The 18,506-nt window shown below is 57.1% G+C and carries 18 protein-coding genes; 9 read left to right on the top strand and 9 right to left on the bottom strand.

Annotation, left to right across the window (positions count from 1 at the left end):
* Nucleotides 1-617: 617 nt before the first annotated feature.
* A complete protein-coding gene (locus tag ABJ99_RS08230; RefSeq protein ID WP_054085402.1) occupies nucleotides 618-1,487 on the top strand; it encodes a hypothetical protein in 870 nt (289 codons plus the stop codon).
* Nucleotides 1,488-1,491: 4 nt separating this feature from the next.
* On the opposite strand, the gene ABJ99_RS08235 is transcribed toward ABJ99_RS08230, so the two are convergent.
* Nucleotides 1,492-2,568, bottom strand: coding sequence for a diguanylate cyclase (locus ABJ99_RS08235; protein WP_054085403.1), 1,077 nt, complete (start codon nucleotides 2,566-2,568; stop codon nucleotides 1,492-1,494).
* Nucleotides 2,569-2,863: 295 nt separating this feature from the next.
* Complete coding sequence (locus ABJ99_RS08240; RefSeq protein ID WP_054085404.1) at nucleotides 2,864-4,066, bottom strand: MFS transporter; 1,203 nt, start codon at nucleotides 4,064-4,066, stop codon at nucleotides 2,864-2,866.
* A 109-nt stretch (nucleotides 4,067-4,175) separates the two neighbouring features.
* On the opposite strand from ABJ99_RS08240, the gene ABJ99_RS08245 reads away from it, so the two are divergent.
* Nucleotides 4,176-5,084 carry a LysR family transcriptional regulator gene (locus ABJ99_RS08245; protein WP_054085405.1) on the top strand — a complete coding sequence of 303 codons (909 nt, stop codon included), beginning with the start codon at nucleotides 4,176-4,178 and terminating at the stop codon, nucleotides 5,082-5,084.
* Between the two features lie 31 nt (nucleotides 5,085-5,115).
* Here ABJ99_RS08245 and ABJ99_RS08250 read toward each other — a convergent pair whose 3' ends face one another.
* The 3 genes from ABJ99_RS08250 to ABJ99_RS08260 form a co-directional block, all read right to left on the bottom strand.
* Complete coding sequence (locus ABJ99_RS08250) at nucleotides 5,116-5,703, bottom strand: DcrB/PsbP domain-containing protein (RefSeq protein ID WP_054085406.1); 588 nt, start codon at nucleotides 5,701-5,703, stop codon at nucleotides 5,116-5,118.
* A gap of 163 nt (nucleotides 5,704-5,866) precedes the next feature.
* Entirely contained in the window at nucleotides 5,867-6,679 is an 813-nt protein-coding gene (locus tag ABJ99_RS08255) for an MlaA family lipoprotein (protein ID WP_054085407.1), read from the bottom strand.
* Nucleotides 6,672-7,982 carry a serine/threonine protein kinase gene (locus ABJ99_RS08260; protein WP_054085408.1) on the bottom strand — a complete coding sequence of 437 codons (1,311 nt, stop codon included), beginning with the start codon at nucleotides 7,980-7,982 and terminating at the stop codon, nucleotides 6,672-6,674. The genes ABJ99_RS08255 and ABJ99_RS08260 overlap by 8 nt, the downstream gene beginning before the upstream one ends.
* Nucleotides 7,983-9,247: 1,265 nt before the next feature.
* Between ABJ99_RS08260 and ABJ99_RS08265 the strand changes: the two genes are divergently transcribed.
* The 3 genes from ABJ99_RS08265 (at nucleotide 9,248) to ABJ99_RS08275 (ending at nucleotide 12,304) form a co-directional block, all read left to right on the top strand.
* Nucleotides 9,248-10,102, top strand: coding sequence for a glycine betaine ABC transporter substrate-binding protein (locus ABJ99_RS08265; protein WP_054085409.1), 855 nt, complete (start codon nucleotides 9,248-9,250; stop codon nucleotides 10,100-10,102).
* A 235-nt stretch (nucleotides 10,103-10,337) separates the two neighbouring features.
* Nucleotides 10,338-10,649, top strand: a complete 312-nt coding sequence (locus ABJ99_RS08270; protein ID WP_002552552.1) for a DUF485 domain-containing protein — start codon at nucleotides 10,338-10,340, stop codon at nucleotides 10,647-10,649.
* Entirely contained in the window at nucleotides 10,646-12,304 is a 1,659-nt protein-coding gene (locus ABJ99_RS08275) for a cation acetate symporter (RefSeq protein WP_010202721.1), read from the top strand. Before ABJ99_RS08270 ends, ABJ99_RS08275 begins: the two co-directional genes overlap by 4 nt.
* Before the next feature lie 140 nt (nucleotides 12,305-12,444).
* On the opposite strand, the gene ABJ99_RS08280 is transcribed toward ABJ99_RS08275, so the two are convergent.
* A complete protein-coding gene (locus ABJ99_RS08280; protein ID WP_002552554.1) occupies nucleotides 12,445-12,603 on the bottom strand; it encodes a DUF3309 family protein in 159 nt (52 codons plus the stop codon).
* A 318-nt stretch (nucleotides 12,604-12,921) separates the two neighbouring features.
* Between ABJ99_RS08280 and ABJ99_RS08285 the strand changes: the two genes are divergently transcribed.
* From ABJ99_RS08285 to csrA, 4 genes are all read left to right on the top strand, one after another.
* A complete protein-coding gene (locus ABJ99_RS08285; RefSeq protein WP_054085410.1) occupies nucleotides 12,922-13,299 on the top strand; it encodes a DUF2784 domain-containing protein in 378 nt (125 codons plus the stop codon).
* 104 nt (nucleotides 13,300-13,403) lie between these two features.
* Nucleotides 13,404-14,219 carry an SDR family oxidoreductase gene (locus tag ABJ99_RS08290; protein ID WP_054085411.1) on the top strand — a complete coding sequence of 272 codons (816 nt, stop codon included), beginning with the start codon at nucleotides 13,404-13,406 and terminating at the stop codon, nucleotides 14,217-14,219.
* A 212-nt stretch (nucleotides 14,220-14,431) separates the two neighbouring features.
* Nucleotides 14,432-14,764 (top strand): YnfA family protein, encoded by a 333-nt coding sequence (locus ABJ99_RS08295; RefSeq protein ID WP_054085412.1) that lies wholly within the window; start codon nucleotides 14,432-14,434, stop codon nucleotides 14,762-14,764.
* Between the two features lie 170 nt (nucleotides 14,765-14,934).
* Nucleotides 14,935-15,129, top strand: coding sequence for a carbon storage regulator CsrA (gene csrA, locus ABJ99_RS08300; protein ID WP_054085413.1), 195 nt, complete (start codon nucleotides 14,935-14,937; stop codon nucleotides 15,127-15,129).
* Nucleotides 15,130-15,154: 25 nt separating this feature from the next.
* On the opposite strand, the gene ABJ99_RS08305 is transcribed toward csrA, so the two are convergent.
* From ABJ99_RS08305 to ngg, 3 genes are all read right to left on the bottom strand, one after another.
* Nucleotides 15,155-15,382, bottom strand: coding sequence for a YheU family protein (locus ABJ99_RS08305; protein WP_003314533.1), 228 nt, complete (start codon nucleotides 15,380-15,382; stop codon nucleotides 15,155-15,157).
* 94 nt (nucleotides 15,383-15,476) lie between these two features.
* Complete coding sequence (locus tag ABJ99_RS08310) at nucleotides 15,477-16,673, bottom strand: osmoprotectant NAGGN system M42 family peptidase (protein WP_054085414.1); 1,197 nt, start codon at nucleotides 16,671-16,673, stop codon at nucleotides 15,477-15,479.
* Nucleotides 16,674-16,755: 82 nt separating this feature from the next.
* The gene (ngg, locus tag ABJ99_RS08315) at nucleotides 16,756-18,504 is read right to left on the bottom strand and encodes an N-acetylglutaminylglutamine synthetase (RefSeq protein ID WP_054085415.1); all 1,749 of its coding nucleotides are present in this window, start codon (nucleotides 18,502-18,504) and stop codon (nucleotides 16,756-16,758) included.
* Nucleotides 18,505-18,506 lie beyond the last annotated feature (2 nt).

Here is an 18,506-nt window from a genome sequence, read left to right on the forward strand (position 1 = left end):
ACTAATTTCAAATGCTGATGAGCGCTAGACCCTTCGGTAACACATTGCTGATTTTGCGAAAATTTGCCGGCGTCAGTGCCTTCACGCGTCAAAAAATATTTTGTTTTTAACTATTGGAGTAACAATGATGAAAAAATATAGTGCCTTTGGTTCTATTGTTGGTATCCGCTGCCAGTCAGGCAGCCGATTATTCGGTGACTACAACAAGGACGCCAACAACAATCAATGGACCAAACCATAATGCTTTTTCCCGGCATCAATTGAGGTTGGCTGATTATCCCCAAGGCGCGGCTAATAAATCTCGGTTACGAAAGCTTTCCTGGACAGCGACAACTTTTCCACACAGTACGGGGGAGGAAGCAAAAATATGTTTTCGCAGTGAGGGTGTGCACGAGTCGGGCTGTATTCAGATTGATTCAGGTATGTCAGGAGATACTAATTACTTCAATAGCTTGGGGTTCAGCTATGCATCGGATGTTTTGATAAAGCACAAAGCTAAAGATGGGCCTTGGCAAAGTAAGCCTGCCGGGCCGGAAACCGTTACCTTTCATTTGACGTATTGATTGTTAATCCCTGGCGATAACCGCCAGGAATCTTACAGGGCAGGAGCCGACATCATGCGAGTCATAAGTTCTGGAGCAGAAGCACTGATAATCGCGCAACAACTCGACGATAAAAGGGCAGTGAAGAATGTGTCTACGTCTGCCAGCACACCCCTCCGATCAACTCCCCCTGATTCTGCAGTGAGCATCAGCGGTCAGGCTCTTCTTAAGCAACGGGTATTTGGACTTGCTGATCCCCATCGTTCTGCACCTTTGCTCGGAAAAGCCGAATGCGGAACGTCCATGCCCGAAGCTTCTTTTTTAACCCGGGATGACCGAAGGCTACTTTGCGACATTTATGAGTGGGCGGGTGCTCAGGGCGCAGATCTGGACTATGTCGACGATCTGGCGTTTGAGTTGGCATCCTACAGAGAAAGTGATAATGGAAGAATAATGGCTCGCCATAACCAAGGCAACGTATATGACATGGAGGGGCACAAGGTTTTCTACAGTTTTACCGATCAGCACGCGGTCACGGCCAGGCGTATTGTCGAGGACGAGGGGTTAAAAACGACGCGGCTGGATCAGGGGTTTATTCGTTTTATTACTGACAAGGATTACGGCTCTCTTGGCCACAACAATTTTGAATTCATGGAGAAAGTGATCAACAGGTTTTCAACGGCGGGGGAACGTGATCAACCATTGGGCGCAGATTTCGCTACGTATAAAAGCCAGAAAAACGACTACATCAGAACCTTGTCCAAGGAAAAATACACCCCCGGCGAAGGTGACACTCGCGAAACACTATCGGCAAAGAAAACCAGCAAACCCAAGGAATTAACCCTGGAAAGCCTGCGGTCCGACATGCGCGAAACTTTCCTGAAAGCAATGGGCTTCAAGAGTTTCTCGTCCCTGTTCGATAGGCTGCTCAAGGGCAAGCGTTGAACGATCAGGCCTTGGCCCCCAGCCTCTGGCGTTCCGATGGCGCATCCTGAGCATTGACCACCCGGTTACGGCCGGTACTTTTGGCGAAGTACAGCGCTTTGTCTGCTTCATGCAACCAGGTCGAGGCGTCGGTCAGTTCAGGGGTATAAACGGCGATGCCGATGCTCAGGCTGACCCTGAGTTCGCAGTGCAGGGCGTAGGTGAACTCGTCGATTGCCTGACGCAGGCGTTCGAGGATTTCCTCCGCCTGCCGCGAACTGGTGTCCGGCAGAATGACGCAAAACTCGTCGCCGCCACAGCGTCCGATCAGGTCGGTATCGCGCAGATTCTCGACCAGCGCTTCGCTGATATTCTGCAACACCGTGTCGCCCACAAGGTGGCCGTAGGTGTCGTTGATGATCTTGAAGTGATCGATGTCGATCAAGGCGATAACGCACTGGCGATGCAGGCTGCGGCTTTTCGCGAACTCCAGATCGAGCAGGTCTTTCCATGCGCCGTGATTGAGCAGGCCGGTCAGGCTGTCGGTGCGGCTGAGTTTGCGCAGGATGTTCCGGTGCTCCCAGAGCTTGAGCGTGACCTGATGGCTCAGCCAGCCCACGAAGACCGGATAGACGACCAGTACCGGGAGGCAGGCGTAGATCTGCGTCATATTGCTCTGCGGGTTGACGACCGGATTGAGCAGCGCCAGGCCGATCAACACGCCCAGTGCCTGGGCACAAAGCCCCTGAAGCATCAAGCGTGGTCCGGCAGCCGCCATGTTATGCATGGCCATCATCGCGAGCACCGTCACGCCGGGGAGCACACTGAACCCCATCGCGGCTACCCAGAACCCGCCGGTACACGAGTCGAGCAGCAGATTGCGCCATTCGGCCTGATAAGGTTGGCGTGAGCGTTTGGCAAGTTGATAGGCCAGATGCGGCCATATCAGTGTATTGAACACTGCCAGCAGCCAGACCCAGTGTGCAGCATTCACGTAGTACAACGACACGGCGACGGTAATAAAGCCAGCGCTGACACCGAGTATTCTCGGGGCATAAATCCGCTTGGCGAAGGCCAGTCCCCTGCGGTGATATGTGCTCATAGTTTCTTACCGGACATTACTTTTGAATCGGTCAGAAACCCTTACCCCTCGACCGAGATGCTGGAGTTTGAGCGTTCAGTAATGGCATGGGAAGATTATTTTGCGAATAAGCGTCAAATATCGACGTAGTAAGGCGGGGTGTTTGTTTTGGAGTCAAATAACTGACATTTCAGGCGTAAAAGCAGGTTCAAAATTATGACGACGTATATAAGTCGGATATAAAACCGGGCAGTCGGACAGTGTGCCTGCGGTGGAGCAAACACGCTGTCCGGCAAATAAAAGTATCGAGAAAGAGTTACATCGTTGCTGTGGGTTGCTGAAGTTTCGTCACCCAGGCAACTGCGATGGCCAGCACCGCAACCACCGCTGCGACGTAGCCCACGGCATTCAGCCCGAGGTGTTCAATCGTCAAGCCTCCGATGATCGATCCCAGACCGATCCCGGCATTGGCTGCCGACACATTCAGCGTCCCGGCCAGGGCTTGTGCATGAGGAGCGGCTTTCATGACCCGGATCTGACAGATAGGGAACAACGCCGTGTGCGCAATCCCCCAGACCACCAGCACCACTGCCAACAGCGGCAGCGAGCCGGCTGCCGGAACGCTGGCCGTCATGCCCAGCGCCAGCAATAGGGCGAAAGCGACAGTCGAGCCCAGCGGGCTGCGGTCTACGAAGCGGCCGCCCAATGCGTTGCCGATCAGACCGACTGCGCCGAAGCCCATCAACCACCAGCCCACTTGAGCCGATTCGACACCGGCGATGCGCTCCAGCGTATCGGCCAGATAGGTGTAGGCGCCGAACATCGCAGTGAACAGCAGAATGGACAGCAGCAGATTGGCGAGAAAATGCGGATCACGCAGAATTTTCGCCTGTTCGGCCAGACCGACCTTTGCGGTAGGTTCCAGGCGCGGCATCGACAGCGCCAGCAATAAGGCCATCAGGGCGGACAACAGGGTCAGCGCCCAGAACGCACCGCGCCAGCCGACCATGTCAGCGAACACAGTGCCGAGCGGTATGCCGAACAGCATGGCGGCCGAGATCCCCAGGTAAACCTGCGCCACGGCCTTGCCGGCACGTTTCGGTCCGGCCAGCAGACTGGCGGTTTCGCTCGCGGTGCCCCAGAACACCGGTAAGGCCAGTGCCGGGATGAATCGCGCCAGCGCCAGCACCCAGATATTGCTCGATACCGCCGCAAGGGCGTTGGACGCAGCAAAAATCAGCAGGATGACGATGAACGTCCGTTTCCGGTCCAGATGCGAAAGCATAGCGGTCAGCGGCGGACCAAAGAGCATCACCGTGAAGGCGAACAGCGTGACCAGCAGGCCTGCAGCGGAGATTGAGATTCCCAGATCACGGGCCAGTGACGGCAACAGGCCGATGATCAGAAATTCAGTGGTGACAATCACGAAGCCCGCCAGCGCGAGAATCGCAATGGACAAACCTGCACCGCTGGAGCTTTCGCTTGCAGTGCTGGCGGCAGTTGTTTCTATCGACGGCATGACACACACCCATTAGAAAGTAAGTCCGCCAGCTTATTGCAGAAATGGTTTCCTATCTTTGGCAAATATTCCGTACATTATGGATTTTAATTCAAGAGTAGGGGGTCACGTGCTGTCCACAGATCGCCTCAAGGGCATCGAAACCTTCGTCGCCGTTGCCAATGCAGGCAGTTTTACCGCAGCGGCATCGCGCTTGAACCTGACCAACTCCGCCCTCAGCAAAAGCGTGGCACGTCTGGAAAGTCGTCTTGGCATGCGGCTGTTCGAGCGCACTACCCGCAGTCTGGCACTCACCGAAGAGGGAGCGGCCTATTACGTGGTGTGCACGCGGATGCTCACCGAACTGGAAGACGCCGAAACCGCATTGGCGGCGCAGCGCTCCGAGCCCGCCGGGCAATTGCGTATCGATTTGCCAGCCACCTTCGGCCGCCTGCACGTATTGCCGCTTATTCTCGAGTTTGCAGGCCAGCACCCGAAGCTGCGCCCGCGCGTCACCTTCACCGACCGCTTCGTCGACCTGCTTGAAGACGGCATTGATCTGGCGGTACGCATCGGCGGGTCGCATGTCTGGCCACCCGGCATCGCGCATCGCTACTTGGGTACTGAGCGGGTGGTCTTCTGCGCGGCGCCGGCGTATCTGCATCGACACGGGACGCCAGAGACGTTCGAGGACCTCGCCGATCATGCCTGTATTCTGTTCGGCAGGGGCGATGGCAGCACCAGTCCATGGTTGTTTGTCGACGATCAGGGCCAGGCCGAAGCCCGCGCTGTAGACGCGCGGCTGGTGATCGGCAATGGTGAAGCGCAGGTTGCGGCGGTCAAGTCAGCCTGGGGTATCGCGCAACTGGCGACCTGGCTGATCAAGGATCAATTGCAGCGCGGCGAACTGGTGGAAATCCTTCCGCAACTGGCTACCGAAGGTCTGGCCCTGCATCTGGCCTGGCCGCGCAGCCGCGAATCATTGCCCAAGGTGCAGGCGCTGGTTGAACGGCTGTCCGGCGTATTGCGGATGGATTGAGGGGCTGTGAAACGCTACGGATGCCCGCGCATCATTGACCGATGACGGTCTTCACCAGTGCCGCGTGCTCTTTTGCATTCTTCGCGTTGGAGACCACGTTCAGCACTGCGGCCCGTGAGCCGGATGCGGTGACGATCGAGGTGCTCAACACTGGTGTGTCACTCATGGTGGCCGAGGTGTCCACCTGACGCACGCCCAGGCCGTTTTTCTTGACGATCTTGCGGTCGCCCAGCTTTTTGAAGTCCTTGTAGCCCGTGCTCTGCTGGGCGAGGATCCCGGTTACCAGGCCATCCAGTACCACGCCGTCGTTGTCGCTGGCCTGAACACCCATCGGAATCGGCGTCTCGGTAACGATCAGCACGCGTTTTTCAGTGGCATTGGTGTACAGCGCGCCTGATACGCCTTGCGCCTTGGCTTTCGCGTCAATTTCTGGCATTTCGCCCTGTACGAAACCGGCAGGCACCGTAAACGCCAGTTTGCCGCCCAGCAGCGAAACTTTTTGCGCCGCAGCGGCGGGGGCAGCAGCCTGCGGTTTGGTGGCGGCCTGGACGCTGATCATGCTCTGGCAGGCAGCCAGCACGATGCAGACAACAATGGCCTTGAAACCGAAAGAACGCATGAAAATTCCTTTTTGTCGGGGAATGGACTGAGGCATAAGGTGCCTGCCGTATGGGAGTGGTCAGGCGCCAGGAAAGTGCCTGTAAAGGGCTTATAAAAAAGCGCCCATAAAAAAAACGGCCAGCCCGATCACCCCGGCTGGCCGTTTTGCTGCGGCGTATTACTTACTCGGCGACCTGCAATTTGCGCGACGCGGTGTAGACATAGCGCACCTTCTCGTATTCGAACGGCGAGTTCAACTGACCGTAGCGAAAGCTGGTGACGTAACGACGATCAATCGCCCGCAGCACAGTGATTTCCGGGTGGTCGTTGCTGACTTCGGCAACGTTCAGGAAGTTGATCTGGTTTTCAGCCGTGTAGTCGACCAGCATGCCGCCAGTGTCACGCAGGTTCGACGGTCCGAACAGCGGCAACACCAGATAAGGGCCGGCAGGAACACCGTAGAAACCCAGCGTCTGGCCGAAGTCTTCGCTCTGACGTGGCAGGCCCATCATGGTGGCCGGGTCCCACAGACCGGCGATACCGAGGGTGGTGTTGAGCAGCAGGCGACCGGTGATGTCCAGCGAGCGCTCGCCCTTGAACTGCAGCAGGCTGTTCAACAGGTTAGGTACATCGCCCAGGTTGTTGAAGAAGTTGCTTACACCGCTGCGCACAAAGCCCGGGGTCACATAGCGATAGCCATTCACGACCGGCAGAAATACCCACTCGTCAAAGCGATAGTTGAAGTGGTAAACCCGGCGATTCCATGACTCCAGCGGGTCGTAGACTTCCAGTGCGTTGATGGAGGCGCGTTCGAACTCGCGCTGGTCCAGCCCTGGGTTGAACTGCAGCGACTTCAGTGGCTGAGTGAAACCATCCGCGTCAGTCTGGCGCGCCACGGTGGCTGGGTGCTGAGCCTTGTTGCCGGTGTCCGCGTCAGCGGCCTGAGCGGTGCCTGCGCAGAGCAGGGCGGCAAGGAGTAAAAGACGTTTAGCCACGGAAAAACTCCAGCATGGCGTCGGTGTTGACGCGGTAATTAAGGTTGCCGCAATGACCACCGTACGGATAAACGGTCAGGCGATCGCCAAAGGTCTTGCGCAGAAAGCCCAGATCACCGGAACCCAGAATCACATCATCAGCGTTGTGCATGACGGAGATCTTGGTGTTGTTGTGCAGGTAATCCTTGAGTGCATACAGGCTGACCTGATCCACCATCTGTAGCAAGCTGCCACCGTCAGTGCGCGCACGCCACATCGGAATGACCTGCTCGGTCAGGTAGCAATCGAAGTCGCATTGCAGGGCACGTTTGAGGAATGGCGTCAGGTTGGTGCCTTCGGAAATCGGAAATTTTGGTGGCGTGATCAAACCGCGACGGTTGATCAGGTCGGAGGTGAACGCGATATCGGCCGACGCGAAACGGAACGTCGTACCAATCAGCATGGCCATCTGCTCATTGGTCAGGTGCTGCTTGGACTGCTGAAAGTCGAACAGCAGTGCATCGTTAAGATCGATATAACCTTTTTTCTGGAAGTAGCTCGTCAGCTTGGCCAGTACCAGCTCATAGAACGTGGTGGTGTTGTTGATGCCCTTGACGTTGGTCTGCACCAGTTTGTCGAGGTTAGTGATCGACGTATAGAGGTTGACCGGCGGATTGAGCAGCAGCACTTTCTTGAAGTTGAAGTTGAAGTTGAAGCTGCGGCGAGTCTCGTCGAGCTTGCTGACGAAGGCCGCATTCAGCGCCCCGAGGCTGTAACCGGTCAGGTAATAATCGGTCACCGGCAGTTGTGCGTGCTGGGCACGAATGGCCTGCATGACCCGGTAGATGTCCTCAGCGTCTTCCGTGGACACGCCCGGTGTCGCAAAGCGCGAAGCCGAGCTCATGAAGTCGTAGCTGGTCGGCGAAGACAACTGCACGACGTGGTAACCCGCACCGTAATACAGTTTTTTCAGGAACTCGTTGATGGTGCTGTTGTACGGTGCACCTGTACCGGCAATCAGGAAAATAAGCGGTGCAGCATGATCCTGTTCGGCCAGGAGGTAGTGCAGCTTCTTAACGGCCCAGAAGTTGTCGGGCAGGGTGAACTCGCGCTCTGGGTGCAGGTTCAGGGTATAGACGTCCTGATCGATGTCTTCATCGTCAGGCAGATCGGGACGCAGATCGGGCGGCGTACTGGCAATGGTCGCTTCAAACGGATTAGTCAGCGGGTAGCCATAGGTGGCTGGGTCGACATTGGTCGCCAGAGCGGACGCACTTAAACACAAGCCACCTATAACGGTAGCGAAGCGCAGAAAACGGAGCATGACTAAATCCCTTGGGAAAGAAGTGCTGATGAGATACGCAGGCTATGACCAAGGTGTAGTGCCAAAGTGCCGCATCCACCGGTTAACCGTGTAAATATGACGGAACAATACACGCTCCGGGGAATTTTCAATGCAGATATGCGGTTTATTTTTCGCGCGCAGCGTAGATTGGCCACTTTGCTTACGCGGGCCGGGGCTCAACACCACTACATCCAGCAACGCTGCCGAGTTTCCGGGGCGGGCTTTCAGATGGCGGAAAGCACGAAGGAGAGCCGTGGCTCTCCTTCAATGTGTTTTACCTGCTCTTTTTATTGTTATAGGGCGGCCTGTTATTGTTGTTGGCGACCAGTCCCGTTACAGCGTTCTTGTGCGACCCCCAATCAGGGTCAAGAGCAAACGTATTTTTTTGAGCGCTGATTCACTTTAATCATCTGTCTGCACAACAGCTTGATCCCACCGGTTCTGGAGCTACCTGACGGTAGTTTTATTGTTCTCTGTCCGGTCGCGAGGCCTTTCACTGAAAGGTCCCTGTAAAGCGGGTCCACTCCAAAAAAATCTGTTAGCTGCGCCTCTGTCCGTGTTGTTCTTGTAGTGTCAGAGCCGTTACGTCTTGTTTTTATGGGTTGCTACGTCGTTTTTGTTTTTGTTGTACAAGAGAGATAGCAGAAGCTGTGCCAACTTTTTCAAATCCTTTTAAAACAATGGCTTAGCTGTGCTGAGGATGGCAGTGAGCGGGCTGCGCTGGAAAAACTGTTCCCGTGTTACCCGTTCGGGTCGGTGGATGTGAGTCGGCGGTAACACATCCTGTTTCCTTTTTATAAAACCAGCCAGGCTCAGACGTTTTTATGCAGGTATTGTCGCTGATGACTGCTTGTTGTCGTTTCCCGTTGCCCGAGTGTCGTAGCCAGAGCATGCCCGCTTGCCCGGCAGGTTGATGATGACGGTGGCAATTTGCTGCGTGTCACTGCGCGTGGCGGCAATCAAAGCGCAGCGTGCCCCGAAACTGGGCGCTCAGCGTTATACATCAGCCCCGGAGAGCCCGGGAAGGCTTCTGCCCGCAGGGCGTGNTGTTCGCGAAAGGGCCGGTACAGTCTCTGAAAATGCATCGTCTGAAATACAGCCTTCGCGAACAAGTTCTCCCACGGCCTTCAGCCAGAATCACAAGCAAACGTGTGTATGACGACGAGAGCCAAGCGTGGGTGCGGTCTTGAAAACAACGTTGACCATGTCCGACAACCGTCGGCGCAGACTCCGGGGAAGTGACGATGATGATGCGAAAAATACTGGGGGCGGGTGCCGCTCTGGTACTTGCTGTCAGCTCCACGCTGGCGTTGGCTGAAACCAAAAGCCTGACCATTGGCTACGTAGAAGGCTGGTCCGACAGTGTCGCCACTACCCACGTGGCCTCGGAAGTGATCAAACAAAAGCTCGGCTATGACGTCAAGTTGCAGTCTGTCGCGGCCGGGATCATGTGGCAGGCGGTGGCCACCGACAAGCTGGACTTGATGCTGTCTGCGTGGCTTCCAGGCACCCACGGCGAATATTACGCCAAGTACAAGGATCAGGTCGTCAACTACGGGCCCAACTTCAAGGACGCCAGGATTGGTCTGATCGTGCCTGAATACGTGAAAGCCAAAAGTATCGAAGACCTCAAGACCGATACCTCCTTCAATAAAAAGATTACCGGTATCGATGCCGGCTCGGGTGTGATGCTCAAGACCGATCAGGCGATCAAGGACTACGGGCTGGACGGTTACAAACTGCAGGCCAGTTCCGGTGCGGGCATGATTGCCGAGCTGACGCGTGCCGAGAAAGCGCAGAAAGCCATCGTTGTCACCGGCTGGGTGCCGCACTGGATGTTCGCCAAGTGGAAGTTGCGTTTTCTGGACGATCCCAAAGGGGTCTATGGCGCTGCTGAAACGGTCGATAACGTCGGCAGCCTGAATCTGGAGAAAAAAGCCCCGGACGTCGTAGCCTTCCTGAAAAAATTCCAGTGGGCCTCCAAGGATGAAATTGGCGAGGTGATGCTGGCCATCCAGGACGGCGCAAAGCCTGAAGCCGCCGCCAGGGATTGGGTCGCCAAACACCCGGATCGGGTCGCTGAATGGACTGCTAAATAATTTCGAAACGCTCTGCAACGAGCTTCCCAAGGCCGTCTGGTGTTATCGCCAGACGGCCTTTTGCGGTTCTGGGACAGCCGGTTTTGCGTGCGACCGACTGGCGGTGCGTTGTAGCCGTGCGTGGAGTGGGATCGCAGGCTAATGTCGTTCTAATACTAAGGTCGTCTGGAGTGCGCGCCGGACCCGACTAAAGTGCGTTACGTGACATCTCATCTGTGCTGCGAGGACAAAAACAATGAACGACAGCATTTACCTCTCGATTCAAAACAGCCCCCGTTTCAAGGAGCTGGTATCCAAAAGAGAGCGTTTCGCCTGGATTCTCTCGGCGATCATGCTTGGGCTGTATGCAGCCTTTATTCTTTTGATTGCTTACGGGCCCCATATTCTGGGTGCCAAACTGAGCCCCACATCGACCATTACCTGGGGGATGCCGATAGGCGTAGGGCTGATCCTTTCAGCGTTCGTGCTCACCGCCATCTATGTTCGCCGCGCAAACGGCGAATTCGATGACCTGAACAACGCGATCCTGAAGGAGGCTCAGCAATGATCCGGCGCCTATCCGCAGCACTTGGCCTGGCCGCATTCGCTCCGACCCTCTGGGCGGCAGATGCATTGACGGGAGCAGTACAGAAACAACCCCTCAACGTTGCTGCGATCGTCATGTTCGTGATCTTCGTCGCTTTCACGCTGTACATCACTTACTGGGCCTCGAAGAAGAACAAGACCGCATCGGACTATTACTCGGCGGGTGGCAAGATCACCGGCTTTCAGAATGGTCTGGCGATTGCTGGCGACTACATGTCGGCGGCGTCGTTTCTGGGGATCTCCGCGCTGGTCTACACCTCCGGGTACGACGGCCTGATCTATTCGATCGGCTTCCTGGTGGGCTGGCCGATCATTCTGTTCCTGATCGCCGAACGCCTGCGTAATCTGGGTAAGTACACCTTTGCCGACGTGGCGTCGTACCGCCTCAAGCAAAAAGAGATTCGCACACTGTCTGCCTGCGGTTCGCTGGTGGTAGTAGCGTTTTATCTGATTGCGCAAATGGTTGGCGCGGGCAAGCTGATCCAGTTGCTGTTTGGTCTGGACTACACCGTTGCAGTGGTGCTGGTCGGTATCCTGATGTGCCTTTACGTGCTGTTCGGCGGCATGCTGGCGACCACCTGGGTGCAGATCATCAAGGCGGTGATGCTGCTGTCCGGCGCGTCGTTCATGGCGCTGATGGTCATGAAGCACGTCAACTTCGACTTCAACATGCTGTTCTCCGAGGCGATCAAGGTTCACCCTAAAGGTGAGGCGATCATGAGCCCGGGCGGTCTGGTGAAAGACCCGATTTCGGCGTTCTCGCTGGGCCTGGCGTTGATGTTCGGTACTGCGGGTCTGCCGCACATCCTGATGCGCTTCTTCACCGTGAGCGATGCCAAGGAAGCGCGTAAATCAGTGCTGTATGCCACTGGTTTCATCGGCTACTTCTATATCCTGACCTTCATCATCGGTTTTGGCGCGATCCTGCTGGTCAGCACCAACCCGGCGTTCAAGGATGCAGCAGGTGCCTTGCTGGGCGGTAATAACATGGCGGCGATTCACCTTGCCGATGCGGTGGGTGGCAGCTTGTTCCTGGGCTTCATTTCGGCGGTGGCCTTCGCCACTATCCTCGCGGTAGTTGCCGGTTTGACCCTGGCAGGCGCGTCGGCGGTTTCCCATGACCTTTATGCCAGCGTGATCAAGGCGGGCAAGGCCAATGAGAAAGACGAGATTCGCATCTCGAAAATGACCACCATTGCGCTGGCCGTCGTGGCGATCCTGTTGGGTATCGCGTTCGAAAGCCAGAACATCGCCTTCATGGTCGGTCTGGCGTTCTCGGTTGCGGCCAGCTGCAACTTCCCGATCCTGCTGCTTTCCATGTACTGGAAAAACCTGACCACTCGCGGTGCCATGATTGGAGGCTGGATGGGCCTGATCAGCGCCGTGGTTCTGATGGTGCTGGGGCCGACCATCTGGGTGCAGATCCTGCACAACCCTAAAGCCATCTTCCCTTACGAATACCCGGCGCTGTTCTCTATCGCCATCGCATTCGTGGGTATCTGGTTCTTCTCCATCACCGACAAGTCGAAAGCGGCGGAAGGCGAGCGCGCCTTGTTCTACCCGCAGTTCGTCCGGTCACAGACGGGGCTGGGTGCCAGCGGTGCAGTTTCGCACTAAGCAGCAGGTGTCATGAACGAAGCAGCCTGCGGGCTGCTTTTTTATGAGTGCGATTTTGCCGGGCACTGCTTTTTCATGACACTAAAAAACCCCGCTTGGGAAAGCGGGGTTTCTGTGACGACTGCGTTGAAGTCGGCAGGTTATATCTTGCCGAGCAACACCAGAATCAGCAGGATCACCAGGATCGTACCGATGATACCCGACGGACCGTAGCCCCAGCTGCGCGAGTGCGGGAATACTGGCAGACCGCCGACCAGCAGCAGAATCAGAACGATGATAAGAATAGTGCCGATGCCCATGGTGAGTTCCCTCTTTAAAGTCCAGTTAAATAACGAATGCTTTTCAGCTTTTCACACCACTGAGTGTGTAATTGATCAGCTTGACGTATCCGACTGTTGAGGCGGGAAAAAGGTTCGACGTGATTTTTAATAAACGCTTACAAATATTAAAATTCTTTTGAATCAGTGGCTTAGTGTCAGTTTGTCCTACAATAATCAGCGCGAAGAGTGGCGTTCAGGGAACTAAATGGTCTTAAAAGGCGTTGAACTAACAGTCTTTTTCAACGTCGGCATTGCGCACAACCCGCGCATTAACATGAGCCGCTAAAGGGTGGGCAGATGGTGTATCGAGTGGCAGCGGACGCGGTAGTCGTGTTCCATCTGGTGTTTATCCTGTTCGTGCTGTTTGGCGGCCTTCTGGTGCTGAGAAAGCCCTGGTTGGCGTTGCTGCATATTCCGGCCATTGTCTGGGGCTCGGCGGTCGAGTTTCTGCACCTGTACTGCCCGCTGACGCCACTTGAGAACGCACTGCGCAGCCAGGCTGGCGAGCAGGGCTATGACGGCGGTTTCGTGGAGCACTATCTGATTCCGCTGATTTATCCCGCAGGGCTGACGCCGGACATACAGCTCTGGCTGGGCGCTGTCGTTGTGGTGCTCAACGTGGCGGCGTATGGCGTACTGCTGGTGCGCTATGGGGCTTGGGTCCGGCGCTCATGAGGCTGCGGGTTTGCTCTAGGCATTCAGCACTCTGATGGTGGGGTTTTCAGGCCGCGACTGTGATTACACTCAGGCGATTCCTGCACATCACAAGGCACTCGGCTATGCAAAACCGCATCATGATTACTGGCGCCGGCTCAGGTCTGGGCCGTGAAATCGCCCTGCGCTGGGCACGCGAAGGATGGCGGCTGGCCTTGTCAGACGTCAACGATGTCGGTCTGCAGGAAACCATCCGGCTGGTGCGCGAGGCGTGCGGTGACGGTTTTGTTCTGCGCTGTGATGTTCGCGATTACAGCCAGCTCACCGCGTTCGCCCAGGCCTGCGACGAGCGCTTCGGCGGCATCGACGTTATCGTCAACAATGCCGGTGTGGCGTCGGGTGGTTTCTTCAACGAGCTGTCACTGGAAGACTGGGACTGGCAGATCGCGATCAACCTGATGGGCGTGGTCAAAGGCTGCAAAGCGTTTTTGCCGATGCTGCTGGCCAGCAAGGGCAAGATCATCAACATCGCTTCGATGGCCGCGCTGATGCAGGCGCCTGCCATGAGCAATTACAACGTTGCCAAGGCCGGGGTTGTGGCGCTTTCGGAGAGCTTGCTGGTGGAGTTGAGCGATCAGGAGGTAAGCGTGCATGTGGTCTGCCCGTCGTTCTTTCAAACCAATCTGCTGGACTCCTTCCGCGGTCCGACCCCGGCGATGAAAGCGCAGATCGGCAGACTGCTGGAGAAATCGCCGATCAGCGCCGCAGATATCGCCGACCATATCTTCAGGCAGGTTGCCGAAGGCGAGTTCATGATCCTGCCCCACGAAGAAGGCCGGATGGCCTGGGACATGAAGCGTAAACAGCCGCAGGCGATGTACGACGAGATGACCGTCATGTGCGCAAAGATGCGCGCCAAGGCGCAGAAAGGGCATGCCTGACGCAGGGCGCCAGCACCGAATGCAGAGTGTGGGCACGATTGCAATGGCCTTTTCGTGAGCAGGCTCAATCCCACAAGTGGGAATGCAGTTCGCGACGCTCTGCGTCGCACGATAGTGGCCTTGGTTGAGATGCCCGGAGCCATCTCGGTCATGACCGCACGGTTTTCTGATAGGGTTGCGCGCACCGTTCAGCTCTGCCCCGAGAACCTTTCATGCTCAATTACCTGTGGTTTTTCCTCGCCGCCCTGTTCGAGATAGCTGGCTGCTACGCCTTCTGGCTGTGGCTGCGTCAGGGTAAAAGTGCGCTGTGGGTCATTCCGGCGCTGATCAGCCTGACTGTGTTCGCCTTGCTGTTGACGCGTGTGGAGGCGGCGTATGCCGGGCGTGCCTACGCGGCGTATGGCGGAATCTACATCGTGGCGTCGATCGCCTGGCTGGGGCTGGTCGAGAGGGTCCGGCCGCTCGGCAGCGACTGGCTGGGTCTGGCTTTCTGCATTATTGGCGCGACCATCATTCTGCTGGGGCCACGCTGGTCGGCTTCCTGAGAAAAAGCGCAGCCGCGCAGAGTTTTCCTACAGATCTGGCTATAAAGTCAGATCTTTCCTTCGGTCTTTTCCGATGACCTTGAAGGACGTTACTGATTTGCCATCACCACATTGAAGCCCCCGCATGTGCCGTGCACCCTGCCTCTTTTGCGCAACGAGAGAGTAGGACAATGCTGGTACTGATACGGGAAATTGGCGAGACGTTTTCGATCGGTGACAACATCACCGTGCAGATTCTGGGGATAAACGGCAATCAGGTCAGGCTCGGGATCAGTGCGCCCAAAGACATCAAGGTTCATCGTGCCGAGGTCTACAAGCGAATTGCCAACAAGCTGTCACAGCAAGAGCCGATGCCACCGCAATAGGCTGCACGCCGGTTTCAGTCTGGGCTTATTCAAAGAATTCCTTGGGCACATCATGCTTGAGCATCAACTGGCATTGCTGGCTTTCAAGGTCGAAAAAGATGACCGCCTGGCCTTTGGTCAGCGCATGCCTGACGCGCAGCACGCGGGTTTGCAGTGGCGTTTCATCGCCATTGTCAGTGCCCTCGCGGGTGACAAAGTCCTCGATCAGGCGGGTGAGAGTGTCAGGTTCCAGTTGATCGTAGGGGATGAGCATGGCGGTTCTCTTGTCGATGAGCGGCGATGATAGAACTGCGGTGCCAGGCACCGCAATTCAATTCACCCAAGGTCTTTGGGAACAGACCCTGGCCTCAACTCTCCTCGCGATTCTGCCCGATCAGGCTGTCGACCGGCGGCACGCGGGTATCGGATTCCATCTGCGCGTCGTGTTCGAGCTGATGGCTGAACCGCTCCAGTGACGTTTGCGCCGGCTTGGCATCGCTGGCGAACACGGGCGGGCTGAGTATGTAGGCCCCCAGCAGCTTGCTGAGCGCCGCCAGGCTGTCGATGTGAGTGCGCTCGTAACCGTGCGTTGCGTCGCAGCCGAAGGCCAGCAGGGCGGTACGAATATCGTGCCCTGACGTTACCGCAGAATGCGCATCGCTGTAGTAATAGCGGAACAGGTCGCGGCGCACCGGCAACTCGTTTTCCACGCCCAGACGCAACAAATGACGGGACAAGTGATAGTCGTAAGGACCGCCCGAATCCTGCATGGCCACACTGACCGCATGTTCGCTGGAGTGCTGGCCCGGCGCGACTGGCGCGATGTCGATGCCGACGAATTCGCTGACGTCCCATGGCAGCACGCCCGCAGCACCCGTGCCGGTTTCTTCGGTGATGGTGAACAGCGGATGGCAGTCGATCAACGGCTCGGCGCCGCTTTCGACAATCGACTTGAGCGCCGCCAGCAGCGCTGCGACACCGGCTTTGTCGTCCAGGTGGCGAGCGCTGATATGGCCGCTTTCGGTGAACTCCGGCAACGGGTCGAAGGCTACGAAGTCGCCAATGCCGATGCCCAGCGATTCACAGTCGGCACGGGTGGTGCAATAAGCATCCAGACGCAGCTCCACGTGGTCCCAGCTGATCGGCATTTCATCCACAGCGGTGTTGAACGCGTGGCCGGACGCCATCAGCGGCAGCACGCTGCCACGGATCACCCCTGTGTCAGTGAACACGCTGACCCGGCTGCCTTCGGCAAAGCGGCTCGACCAGCAGCCGACCGGCGCAAGTGCCAGTTGGCCATTGTCTTTGACTTCACGAACACTGGCGCCAATGGTGTCCAGATGTGCTGAGACGGCGCGGTCCGGACTGTTCTGTTTGCCCTTGAGCGTTGCGCGAATTGTACCGCGGCGTGTCAATTCGAAAGGGATGCCCAGTTCTTCCAGACGTTCGGCCACGTAACGCACGATAGTGTCGGTGAAGCCCGTGGGGCTAGGGATCGCGAGCATTTCCAACAGAACTTTCTGCAGATACTTCAGATCCGGATCGGGAATGGTTGCAGGGGTCATGAATGCTCCTTATGGAGCAGTTGCAAGCCACAGGCTGCAAGCGTTGAAACACCCGCTTGCAGCCTGATACTTGCAGCTGCGATCAGATATGCACAGGCAGGCTGTGCGGAAACAGCAGATCGACGAAGCGTTCGGCAGTGGGTTGCGGTTCATGGTTGGCCAGCCCGACGCGCTCATTGGCTTCAATGAACACATACTCGGGCTGATCGGCGGCAGGCACCATCAGGTCCAGGCCGACCACCGGGATATCCAGTGCTCGGGCGGCGCGTACCGCTGCATCACTGAGCACCGGATGCAGGATCGCGGTGACGTCTTCCAGGCAACCACCGGTGTGTAGATTGGCCGCGCGACGTACGGCGAGACGCTGGTCCATCGGCAGAATGTCGGCAAAGTCGTAACCCGCTTCACGTACCGTGCGCTCGGTTTCCTGATCCATCGGGATACGGCTTTCGCCATCGGTTGCAGCGGCACGACGACGGCTCTGCGCTTCGATCAATTGCTTGATGGTGTGACGGCCATCGCCAATGATTTCTGCCGGGCGACGTATCGCGGCGGCCACCACCTGAAAACCGATCACCACGATGCGCAGGTCCAGGCCTTCATGGAAGCTTTCCAGAATCACCCGGCTGTCGAACTGTCGCGCCTGCTCGATGGCTGTTTGCACATCTTCCGGCGTGCGCAGGTCAACTGCGACGCCCTGGCCTTGCTCGCCGTCCAGCGGCTTGACCACCACGCGTTGGTGTTCTTCGAGAAACGCACGATTGTCCGCTTCGTCAGCCGCTCGCTGTTGCGCAGGCAGACGCAGCCCGGCCGCTTTCAACGCGCGATGAGTCAGGCTTTTGTCCTGGCACAGGGTCATGCTGACCGCGCTGGTCAGGTCACTCAGCGATTCCCGGCAACGAATGCGGCGGCCGCCATAGCAGAGTGTGAATAGCCCGGCATCTGCATCGTCTACCTGCACGTCGATACCGCGACGATGCGCTTCTTCGACGATGATGCGCGCATAGGGATTGAAGTCCGCCTGCGGGCCCGGGCCGAGAAACAGTGATTCGTTGATGCCGTTCTTGCGCTTGATGGCGAAGGTCGGCAAGTTGCGAAAATTCAGTTTGGCGTACAGCGCCTTGGCCTGCTCGTTGTCATGCAGCACCGACAGATCGAGGTAACTCAGACCGCGACTCATGAAATGCTCGATCAAATGACGCACCAGCACTTCGCCGACACCAGGCCGGGTGCATTGCGGGTCCACCGCGAGGCACCACAGGCTGCTGCCTTTTTCCGGGTCGTTGAAGGCTTTTTGATGGTTCAGCCCCATGACGCTGCCGATGATCGTATTGCTGCCTTCGTCCTCGGCCACCCAGTACACCGGGCCACCCTGATGACGCGGGGTCAACAAGGCAGGGTCGATAGGCAGCATGCCGCGCGCCAGGTACAGGTTGTTGATGGCCTGCCAGTCGGTTTCGGTGTGCGCCCGACGGATGCGATAGCCACGGAACACGCGTTGCGCCGGGCGGTAGTCGCTGAACCACAAACGCAACGTGTCCGACGGGTCGAGAAACAACTGTTGCGGCGCTTGCGCCAGCACCTGCTGTGGCGCGGCCACGTACAAGGCAATGTCGCGTTCGCCAGCTTTCTCGTTGAGCAGGTCCTGCGCCAGTGCTGCCGGATCAGGATAGGTGTGACCGATCAGCAGGCGCCCCCAGCCACAATGCAGGGCCAGAGGCTCTGCATCGATCTGGCTGCCATCTTCGGCGAGGCGCGCTTGCAGACGTTCATACGAGGGCGACTGTCCGCGCAACAGGCGTTGGCTATAAGTCGTCGCGTTCTGTTTCATCA

The organism is Pseudomonas syringae pv. cilantro, assembly GCF_001293775.1.
GTDB classification, from domain to species: Bacteria; Pseudomonadota; Gammaproteobacteria; order Pseudomonadales; family Pseudomonadaceae; genus Aquipseudomonas; species Aquipseudomonas syringae_P.

Coding starts and splice junctions, on each gene's coding strand:
- ABJ99_RS08230 (WP_054085402.1), top strand. CDS start 618: ATGCGAGTCATAAGTTCTGGAGCAGAAGCACTGATAATCGCGCAACAA.
- ABJ99_RS08235 (WP_054085403.1), bottom strand. CDS start 2,568: ATGAGCACATATCACCGCAGGGGACTGGCCTTCGCCAAGCGGATTTAT.
- ABJ99_RS08240 (WP_054085404.1), bottom strand. CDS start 4,066: ATGCCGTCGATAGAAACAACTGCCGCCAGCACTGCAAGCGAAAGCTCC.
- ABJ99_RS08250 (WP_054085406.1), bottom strand. CDS start 5,703: ATGCGTTCTTTCGGTTTCAAGGCCATTGTTGTCTGCATCGTGCTGGCT.
- ABJ99_RS08260 (WP_054085408.1), bottom strand. CDS start 7,982: ATGCTCCGTTTTCTGCGCTTCGCTACCGTTATAGGTGGCTTGTGTTTA.
- ABJ99_RS08265 (WP_054085409.1), top strand. CDS start 9,248: ATGATGATGCGAAAAATACTGGGGGCGGGTGCCGCTCTGGTACTTGCT.
- ABJ99_RS08270 (WP_002552552.1), top strand. CDS start 10,338: ATGAACGACAGCATTTACCTCTCGATTCAAAACAGCCCCCGTTTCAAG.
- ABJ99_RS08275 (WP_010202721.1), top strand. CDS start 10,646: ATGATCCGGCGCCTATCCGCAGCACTTGGCCTGGCCGCATTCGCTCCG.
- ABJ99_RS08280 (WP_002552554.1), bottom strand. CDS start 12,603: ATGGGCATCGGCACTATTCTTATCATCGTTCTGATTCTGCTGCTGGTC.
- ABJ99_RS08285 (WP_054085410.1), top strand. CDS start 12,922: ATGGTGTATCGAGTGGCAGCGGACGCGGTAGTCGTGTTCCATCTGGTG.
- ABJ99_RS08290 (WP_054085411.1), top strand. CDS start 13,404: ATGCAAAACCGCATCATGATTACTGGCGCCGGCTCAGGTCTGGGCCGT.
- ABJ99_RS08295 (WP_054085412.1), top strand. CDS start 14,432: ATGCTCAATTACCTGTGGTTTTTCCTCGCCGCCCTGTTCGAGATAGCT.
- csrA (WP_054085413.1), top strand. CDS start 14,935: ATGCTGGTACTGATACGGGAAATTGGCGAGACGTTTTCGATCGGTGAC.
- ABJ99_RS08305 (WP_003314533.1), bottom strand. CDS start 15,382: ATGCTCATCCCCTACGATCAACTGGAACCTGACACTCTCACCCGCCTG.
- ABJ99_RS08310 (WP_054085414.1), bottom strand. CDS start 16,673: ATGACCCCTGCAACCATTCCCGATCCGGATCTGAAGTATCTGCAGAAA.
- ngg (WP_054085415.1), bottom strand. CDS start 18,504: ATGAAACAGAACGCGACGACTTATAGCCAACGCCTGTTGCGCGGACAG.